Origin of the sequence: Devosia sp. (genome assembly GCF_034675085.1) — a bacterium.
Classification (GTDB): Bacteria; Pseudomonadota; Alphaproteobacteria; order Rhizobiales; family Devosiaceae; genus Devosia.
Genome location: NZ_JAUCDN010000450.1, coordinates 1 through 1,934, shown reverse-complemented (window position 1 = coordinate 1,934; position 1,934 = coordinate 1). Strand labels below are relative to the sequence as shown.

The window sequence follows — 1,934 nt, the reverse complement described above, 5'->3', positions numbered from 1 at the left end:
GATTTTTCTCGGCAAAAGAGCCGCGGGGCTGACCGCGATGGTTAAAATTTGAACGGCGCCTTTGCCGAGGCGCTAACGATGCCCGGTTATGGATTCATAACGGGGCTCGTTTAAGCCTCGGCACCATGTTGCTCGATTTCTTCACGCTCTATGTCACCATCGTCCTGGTGGCCTTCGCACTGGCTATCGTCTGGGCCTCCATCGCCTCGCGATACCGGGATTTCGCGGCGGGGTGGCTCTGGTGCGCGGCCTGCGGGCTGATTGCGGCGGGCGGCGCGCTGCTTCCCTTCCAGCACATGGTCGCATTCCCCATCCTTCCCGCCATCCTGGGAAATGGCACGATCCTGCTCGGCTTCTGGCTGCTCTGGAGCGGGCTGCGCCGGTTCAACGGCCAGTCGCAGGGCTGGCCGATGATCGCCGCCTTCACCACACTCAGCGTCCTGCTCACCGCCGTCTTCTTCGGCAATGAGGGCGCCATCTCCATCGTCTATGCCCTGGGCCAGTCCGTCCCCATGGCCCTGAGCATCGGGCTGGTCCTGTGCGGATCGCGGCGCGCGGCCGGGGCGTGGCTGACCTGCGCCGGCATCGGCGTGGGCCTGGCCGGCCATGCCGTGGTCACCGGCATGAATATCGGCATCCTGCTCGGCGTCTTCCCCACGGACGGCGCCTCTCCCATCGCCGCCGCCACCATGCTGGGGGTGATCTTCTGCGGCATACTGTGGAATTTCGGCTTTGCCGTGATGACCATAGAGCGGCTGCGCAACGACGTCGTCGAGCTGAGCAATCTCGATCCGCTGACGGGGCTGTGGAACCGCCGGAAATTCGACCAGGAGCTTGCCCTGGCCAATGCGCGCTCCGCCCGCGGCGGCCGGCCCTATGCCCTGCTGCTGCTCGACCTCGACCATTTCAAGGCGGTGAACGACCAGCTCGGCCACAAGGGCGGGGACACCTATCTCCGCCATTTCGCCGCCATCGCGCGCACCTGCCTGGGCGAGACCGGGCTGATGATGCGGCTGGGGGGCGACGAGTTCTGCATCATCGTGCCCGACTCCTCGGCCCCGGAGGCGCGGGCGCTGGGCAAGCGCATTCTCGAGAGCTTCGCCGCCCACCCCATGCATTATGGCGGGCGCGAGCTGCCGCTCTCCTGCAGCATCGGGGCGTCCATCTGGTCGCGCCAGACCGCCGACGATCCCGATGCCGTGTTCTGCCGCGCCGACAAGGCGCTCTATTCGGTCAAGTCCGAGGGCCGGAACGGCTTCTCCCTGCTTCCCCCGCCCCTCAAGCGCGTCGCCGCGCCCCCGCCCGCCCGGCAGGCCAGATCCCGCATGGCGAAGGCCTAGGCCCAGGCGGGTTCCCCCGCCCGTCACGGGCAGGTGGTTACCTGGTTGGCGCAGGTGTCGTCCGTCCAGCCGCGAAAACGCTGGCCGAGATCGCTCACCTCCACCTCCACCCAATTGCCCATGCAGGCATAAAGGCGTTCGACCTGCGGCCCGATATAATCGGGGCCCTGGCGCCGCTCGGGCGCGTCATCGAGGTCGAGCACCATGGGCGCATGACGGGAGGGTTGGGCAAAAAGCGCGCTCCCCTCCATCGAGAGGCCGAGAAGGCGGCCCGACACCCATCCCTCTCCCGCAAAGACCACGTCCGGCCCGGTTTCGGAGCCGTAGTTATTGATCGTCGCCTGCTCGATGCGGAACCATCCGTCCTGCGCGCCGACGATGGACACCTCGGCGGCGAAGTCGTCATCCGTTTCCAGGAGGGATGGCAGCCGGCCGATCACTGGATAATCCGTGCCCGGGCCGGCGCGCACATTGGTCCCGTCCGGGTCGGTATCGGCGGACCAGGCCCCGATATGGCAGAGCGGCGCGCTCGCAACCGCCTGGCCGGCGCAGGTTTTGAGGAGCGGCGCGGCCGCCTCCCGCGCGCCATCGAGC

General features: G+C 67.6%; 2 protein-coding genes. One reads left to right on the top strand and one right to left on the bottom strand.

Features of this window, described 5'->3' with window-relative positions:
• Positions 1 to 125: 125 nt before the first annotated feature.
• Positions 126 to 1,340 (top strand): GGDEF domain-containing protein, encoded by a 1,215-nt coding sequence (locus VDP82_RS17590; RefSeq protein WP_323016112.1) that lies wholly within the window; start codon positions 126 to 128, stop codon positions 1,338 to 1,340.
• Positions 1,341 to 1,363: 23 nt separating this feature from the next.
• Here the strand turns inward: VDP82_RS17590 and VDP82_RS17585 are convergent.
• Positions 1,364 to 1,934 (bottom strand): SH3 domain-containing protein (locus tag VDP82_RS17585; RefSeq protein ID WP_323016111.1); only part of this gene is annotated, 571 nt, incomplete at its 5' end.

Excerpts from the sequence above, each read along its gene's own strand:
- VDP82_RS17590 (WP_323016112.1), top strand. The coding sequence starts at position 126 with ATGTTGCTCGATTTCTTCACGCTCTATGTCACCATCGTCCTGGTGGCC.